Annotated in this window: 2 protein-coding genes; both read left to right on the top strand. The window is 57.4% G+C overall.

Annotation, left to right across the window (positions count from 1 at the left end):
• The first annotated feature begins 319 nt into the window (after nucleotides 1-319).
• Nucleotides 320-7,357, top strand: a complete 7,038-nt coding sequence (locus tag FEM54_RS34370) for a hemagglutinin repeat-containing protein (RefSeq protein ID WP_240792771.1) — start codon at nucleotides 320-322, stop codon at nucleotides 7,355-7,357.
• Nucleotides 7,342-7,631, top strand: a 290-nt coding sequence (locus FEM54_RS34365) for a hypothetical protein (protein WP_205894417.1), incomplete at its 3' end; no start/stop codon positions are given. The genes FEM54_RS34370 and FEM54_RS34365, both read left to right, overlap by 16 nt.

The raw sequence follows: 7,631 nt of genomic DNA, 5'->3' as shown, positions 1-7,631 counted from the left end.
GGCAGGCGGCGGCGCTTCCCAACTGACCACCGGGGGCCAACTGCTCAACCGGGGGCGTTTGACCTCCAGCAGCGACCTGCGCATCAACGCCGGCAGCATCGTTAACACCGGCACGTTGGGGGCTTCACAGAACCTGGTGCTGACGGCACAAAGCCTGCTCAACGACCACGCCGCCAGCGGCATCGGCGCACGTGGTTTCCTGTTCAGTGGCCAGGATTCGACCTTCAACCTCGGCAGCCTGACCAACAACTATTCGGATATCTACAGCCTGGGCAACCTTACGGTGGCCGGTGTAGCCGCTGGCACTCTGGCGCAGAGTGTGCGTAACGTTTCTGCCAGCATCGAGAGTGTGGGCGACCTCAGACTGTCGGCCAATGACGTGGTCAACGAGCGCGAGAAATTCACCCTCAACCAGCAGCTGACCTCGGTGGGCGTGAGCATCCGTTGCACCCAGCATTGCAGCGGCGGTTGGAGCGACCGGCGCCCGGCGGTGTCCCTGAGCCGCACGGTTGAGAGTGTGATCGAAGCGAACTCGCCTTCCGCCACGATCAGTTCGGGGCGCAACATGGTGATTACCGGTCAGAACTTCACCAACCGCTATAGCGTGGTGTCGGCTGCTAACGATCTGTCGATCAGCGGCGAGAACATTCTGAACCTGGCGGCCACCGGTGGTTCCGGCTCCCAGAGCCAGGAGTACGGCGGCATTACCAAAATCTCCAAAGGCCAATACAACCAGATGGTCGCCGCGGTGCAGGCCTATAACCGTGCGCACCCGCAGGGTTCGCCGGTGGATGAGGCGGCGTTTGCGGCCTTGATGACGCGGTTCAGCCCGTCGCTGTTTCCCGGCATCAACCAGCCCATCGCGGTACAAGGCGGCACCCAGGTGGTGGCCCCGGCGATTATTCAGGCCGGTGGCAACGCTGCGCTCACCGCCAGTAAAAGCATCAACAACATCAACGTGATCAAGACCGCGCTGGCGGTTGATGGCCGTTCGCTGGACACCGGCGTAGGCGCCAACAAAACCCGGGTGGTAGTGCTCAATGCACAATTGCCGCCCGACCTTGCCCAACAGCAGGTCAACCCCTTGACCCTGCCGGGCTTCGGTTTGCCCAGCGGGCAGAACGGATTGTTTCGTTTAAGTGGCCAAAGTGGCACTACGGGGCAGGCAGGTGCTGGTAATCAGGATTGGACGCTGGGCAGCGCCAGCCTGGACCCAAGCCAACGCCAACAAGCCCTGCCTGGCGCCCACGAACGTGTGATTCAGGTGGGTGGCGCGGCGCAAGTGACCACCAACACGCGCCAAGTTGCCGTGGCTGCTCGTGAAGCCGGTGTCGTCAACGCGGTTGCCAGTGCCATTGATACCGGCGCCGTGGGCAGCGCCGATGTGCAGCCCCTGCCACCGGGTCGCACCAGTGGCGTAGACATCACCCGCGTCGATGGCATTGACGCCCGCAATCCTACGGGTGTCCCCCATCCTGCGGTCGATGGTTCGCGGCCGGGCATCGACCTGCCTGCCGTAACGCCAGGCGATAGGGTTGTGCATACGTCATCTGACGGGGCTCTCCCTGATCTGCGTGTGCCGGGCTTGTCGACCGTTGCGCGCAGTGCAGACGTTGCTGCGATCGCACCGCCGGATACCCAACTGCCGGGCCTTACCCCGGCGGCCCACGACGTACCCGTTGTCGGTAACGTACAGCCACCGCAGGTCAGCCAACCCACGGCATTGGCCAGCCAAACCATCAGCCGCGTCCAGGGGCTGCCGGAAAGTCGTGCCGTATCGCAACCGCACAAATACCTGATCGAAACCAACCCGGTACTCACCGACCTCAAGCAATTCATGAGCTCGGACTACCTGCTGCAAGGCGTGGGCTACAACCCGGACGAAAGCTGGAAGCGCCTGGGCGATGGCCTCTACGAACAGCGCTTGATTCAGCAGGCCGTGCAAGCACGCACCGGCCAACGCTTTATCGACGGCCAGACCACCGACGAAAAACTGTTCAAGTACCTGATGGACAACGCCATCAGCAGCAAGCAGCAACTGAACCTGTCGATGGGCGTCAGCCTCACCTCGCAACAGGTCGCGGCGTTGACGCATGACATCGTGTGGCTGGAAGAGCACGAAGTGAACGGTGAAAAAGTCCTGGTGCCGGTGCTGTATCTGGCCCAGGCCAACAACCGTCTTGCACCCACCGGAGCCTTGATCGCGGGTAACGACCTGAACCTGATTGCCGGCGAAAACCTGGTTAACGCCGGCACCCTGCGGGCCACCAACAACCTGTCGGCCAAGGCCGCCAACGACATGACCAACAGCGGGCTGATCGAAGCAGGCAACCGCCTGGACCTGCTGGCGGGCAACAATATCGTCAACAAAGCCGGAGGCATCATCAAAGGGCGTGATGTGACGTTGACCGCCATTAATGGCGATGTGATCAACGAACGCAGCGTGACCGGTTGGGATGACAAAGGGGCAGGGTACTCGCAGCATCGCGATTATGTGGATAGCGCTGCGCGGGTTGAGGCGGCGAATGATCTGAGTATCAAGGCGGGGCAGGACTTCTCAAACCAGGGCGCAGTGTTGCAGAGCGGGCGCGACACCACTATTCAGGCCGGGCGCGACCTGAGCTTTGGATCGGCAGAGCAGGTCATCAGCTACGCCGGAGGTCGCAACAGCAGCAGTACGGTGACCCAGCACGGTTCTTCTGTCAGCGTGGGTCGTGACCTTTCGGCCGTGTCTGGTCGGGATTTGACGGCTATTGCTAGCCAGATTGAGGCCAAACGTGATGTCGCTATGTCGGCTACTGGGGATCTGAGCCTGATCTCTGCGGCGGATGAGCAACACTCAGCGTACAACTCGAAGAAAGTTAAGGCTCAAGAAGACCATGTAAGTCAGGTGTCGACTACGGTAAAAGCCGGACGGGATGTGTCTTTGAGTGCAGGGCAGGACTTAGCCGTTACGGCTAGTCGGGTTTCCGCTGGGGATGAAGCGTATCTGTTTGCCGGTAAGGATTTGAATCTCAACACTGCCGAGGACAGCGATTACTCCTATTACTCCAAAACCAAAAAAGGATCATGGGGTAAAAAGAGTAAAAAAATGACTGAGAGTGAAAGCGATATTGCTATCAGCTCATCCATTGATGCGGGCAAGAAGGTTGTTATTTCTGCGTCTCAGGATATCAATCTTGAAGGGGCGAAAATCAACAGTGGCGGTGAGCTGCTGGCTACCGCTGGGCACGACATCAATCTGGAGGCTGCGCAAAACTATGCCAGTCAGGCCAGCGCTTCCTCCAAAAAAGGGATGTTTTCGAGTAAGTCTCGCAGCCAGTCGAGCAGTCAAACAACGCTCAATAGTACCGAGCTGGTTGCCCAGTCAATCAACTTGCGAGCGGATAACGATATTTCTCTAGAGGCTGCGGCTTTGCGGGCAGAGGGCGCCGTAAAGCTCAACGCTGGCAATGACGTTGAAATCGGCACGGCACAGGTGCAGCAAACCTCAAGCCAATCAAAGCAGTCCAGCAAAGTCGGTCTGTCCCTAACTGTTGGTATGTCTGCGACGCAGAAAGGCCAGCAGGCCCAGCAAAGTGCCTCGCAAAGCATCGGCAGTGACATCAGCGCTGATAGCTTGCAGATCACCAGCGGTCGCGATACCTCCGTGCGCGGAAGTACGTTGGTCACTGACCACGATCTGCGGATCAACACGGGACGCAATCTTGAAGTGGTCAGTGCTGAGAACAGTGAAAGCGCCAGCTCCAAGGCCAATAGCAAAAAGGTCGGAGAGGTAGGTTCCTGGTGGCAAAGTGCGACGGGTGTCGTTAAGACCAAGAAAACCGAGCAGAGCGAAACCACGCGTCAAACGGGTAGCCAGATCGCCTCGCTGGGGGGGGACGTCGGCCTTTCAGCAGGCGAGCAATACACCCAAATTGCCAGCCAGGTTGTTGCGCCTAAAGGCGACATCGATATCAAAGCCAAGCATGTGGACATCGTGGCTGGCTTCGACACCCTCAAAGCCAGCAATACGGCGAGTACCAGCCGCACGGCAATTGGCGGGACGGTCAGCGTTCCAATGGTTGACGCGTTGCGAAGCCTCCAGGGAACGGCTGAGTCGGCTCAACAAACCAGCGACGGCCGCATGCTTGCGCTGTCTGCCGTCAATGCCGCCATGAGTGCCAATGCGGCCATCGAGGGTGGCCAGGCGTTGATGGGCAAAAACCTCACTGGGGTAAAGATCAGCGTCAACTTGAGCGACAGCCGCAGCCACAGCGAGAGTGAGCAAAGTGGTCGCAACGTGGTCGGCAGCAGTGTGGTTGCAGGGGGGGACGTCAACATCACTGCCAAGGGGGCGGGCGCTGATAGCAATTTAAATGTGGTGGGCAGTCGGATTGACGCAGGAGGTGACGCCAACCTTAAGGCTGACGGCAAAATCAATCTGCTCGCTGCACAAAATACGGCACATCAGGAAAGCACCAATAACAACAGCGGCTGGAGCGCGGGTGTTGGTTTCAGTTTTGGTGGGCAGCAAAACGGGTTCACATTGGACCTGGCGGCCAACAAAGGCCGGGGTATGTCCGATGGTGATGACGTCACTCAGACCAACACGTCCGTAAAGGCTGGGCAGACGGTGCGCCTTGATAGCGCTGGGGATACTAATCTCAAGGGGGCGGTCGTTACCGGTCAGCAGGTTCGGGCCAACGTGGGCGGCGATCTCAATATCGAGAGCCTGCAAGACACCAGCACCTATCGCTCGGAACAACTGAGTGCAAACGTCGGGGTCAGCATTTGCGTACCACCGTTCTGTGTGGGCATGAGCAGTGTCAGTGGTGGCATTGGTCAGCAAAAAATGCACAGCGACTATGCCAGTGTCAGTGATCAATCGGGCATCAAGGCGCGCGACGGTGGATTCCAGATTGAGGTTAAGGGTAATACCGACCTCAAGGGCGCAATCATCGCCAGCACTGATAAAGCAGTCGCTGATGGTAAGAACACGCTCACAACAGGCACGTTAACCAGTTCGGACATCAAGAACAAAGCCGATTACGACGCCACCAGTATCAATCTGAGCGGTGGCTACAGCGCTGGCGGGAAGGTTGGCAGGGATGCGAACGGCAACGTTGATGCCACCAAGACCGGTACACCAGTGGCTGATAAAGGCGGGTTCGGCGTCAACGCCCCTGTTGCGCTGTACGCCGGTGACAGCTCCAGCAGTAAAACCTTGAGCGGTATCAGCGGCGCAGCAGTGACGGTTACTGACAGCGCCAAGCAGCAGGCGTTGACCGGCCAGACGGCCGAGCAAGCTGTGGCTGCAATCAATACTGACGTGTCCAGTGATCGAGATGGCAGTAACAAGCTAAAGCCAATTTTCGACGCGAAGGAAATTCAGGTCGGTTTCGAGATTACCGGCAAGTTTGTTCAGAACGTCGCGGCGTATCTGGAGACTCGCGCCCGTGAGGCGGATACGCTGCGTAGCGACGCTGAAAAGGAATTTGCCAAGTCCCGCGACCCTGAAGTCGACCCTAACGTACAAGCGGTTCATCGACAGAAATACCTGGACCTGAATAAACAAGCCAATGCCGTCGCCGCTGATTGGGGCGCGGGCGGTACCTATCGACAAATCGCGACCGCATTGGTCGCGGGTGCGAGCGGCAACGTAACCGGTGGTGGTGCGCAGTTTGCACAGAACATGGTCGTTAACTACGTCCAGCAACAAGGCTCGGACTACATCGGCAAACTGGTCATCAAGGGGCTGAAAGAAGGCAGCCCCGAGCACGCCAGCTTGCATGCCATTCTCGGCTGTGCCGGTGCTGCCGCCAGCAGCCAGAGCTGCTCAGCGGGCGCGCTGGGTGGTTCGGCCAGTAGTTTACTCGCAGGCCTTTTCAACGAAACCAGCCCTAACGAAACCAGCGAGGAGCGAGAGGCCAAGCGCAACATTATCGCGTCGATGGTGACCGGCATTGCTGCAATGAGCAACCCGAACGGCGCGGCGACGGCTACTAACGCTGCGATTGCGAACGTCGACAACAATTGGTTGGCGACCCAACAAATAGTCCAGATGGTCAAGGAAGTAGCAGAAGCCAAAACGCTCACCGAAAAAATGAAGGTGACGGGCAAGTGGTTATCTATTTCTGGTAGCCAAGATATGGCTTCAGCCAGCGCGCTCTTTAATAGTTTCAAAGACAGTATGGCAGGCGCTGGCATAGATACTCTGAACGGTGCAGTGGGTGTTCTGCGCGATCCAGTTGCAAGCATTGACGCTATGAACGCGTTCATATTGTCAGTGGAGGGGGAGAAGCTCTTCGGTGCGGCTGCCGCTGGCTTCAAGTCGCAAATTAGTCAGCTTCGCGATGCGCTGGTTGTTGGTGGTGATGAAAACGCCGAGAAGCTTGGTAAGCAAATGGGTGAGGCGGTGGCGTTGTACGCCCAAGTCATTGCTACCGGCGGAACAGGGGGAGCTGCTCAGGGCGCGTCAACACTTTCTAAAGCTGGCGTCGAGGTCTCTATCAATGGGTTCAAAGAGATTGCTGCAGCCACCAAGGCTGCGGGTGGTGTTGAAGGTAAGCTGGCCAAGTTTGAACGTGTAGGGCCACATCCGATCGATGTGCCCAACCACGTGCCGGTGGGCGGCCCCCAATACGTTAAAAGCGCCACGATTCAGGCCAATACGACAGTCGAACTCAGTGAGAGCGTAACGCTGCAGAGTGGGAAAGTGATTCCCAAGGGCAGCATTGTCACTGTCAGTGACGATACGATGAAGGTTGTGTACGCTGATGGGCGTAGTGAGCTTGCTTCATATTCGAAGGTGAATACGCCGCCGTTGCTGCTGACGGATGGGGCAAAAGGACCAGGGCAGGTTATCCCTGATGCAATCAATCCACCCAAGATCAGCCGGGTTGAAGACCTGTTTGGGCAGACATTTGAAAGTATCCCGCTGTCGCACCTTCCCAATTGGAAGACCGGTTCGCTTGTAAATGATGGGGTGTTGGGCGAGCAACTGGCCCTGCAAACCCTTAACGAGAAAACCGGCCTCAATTTCAAACCTCTGCAAAACAGTAGCAACCACGGCTGTGATGGCTGCGCGGTTGCGATCAATGGCGATACGATTACCGTGGTGGTGATGGATGCGAAGTCTTCGGTGAATGGCGTGAATCAGGCACGCACGCCGCATGGAGATCCGGCGACAAGATTGAGAGGGTGGTTGGATAATGGTTCTATAACCCAATCCGATCCTGCGTTGGCTACAGCATTGGAGTCCGCGTTGCAAAGCGGTAGAGTCAAAGTCCAAGGCGTTACCGTTAAAGTCGGTTTGCCAGCAGCCGGTAAAACAGGTCAAGCAGAAATTAAGGTGGAATCATGGCCCAAGAAGTAAATCAGTTTGAACGTTTGGGTGTGAACCCAAGGTGGCCATCCTACAAATCAGTACTCGCTCGCATCGCCAGAGGGCCGCATGTTGAGGACGCGTTTTATGTCAATGAGATACGCAGATACGTCACCAGGGAGGATGCAAGGCCCACTGATCCAATGATGGTTCCAAATAAAAATAATGCGACAAGTATCATCCCAGAACGAATGGTTCGGAGCAGACTTTATAAAATTCTTGCCACTGCCCAAGACAACCCGCAATGGTTGCAAGAATTGGCTCA

This window comes from Pseudomonas edaphica, assembly GCF_005863185.1.
Lineage (GTDB): Bacteria > Pseudomonadota > Gammaproteobacteria > Pseudomonadales > Pseudomonadaceae > Aquipseudomonas > Aquipseudomonas edaphica.
This window is presented reverse-complemented; position numbering and strand designations above follow the sequence as displayed.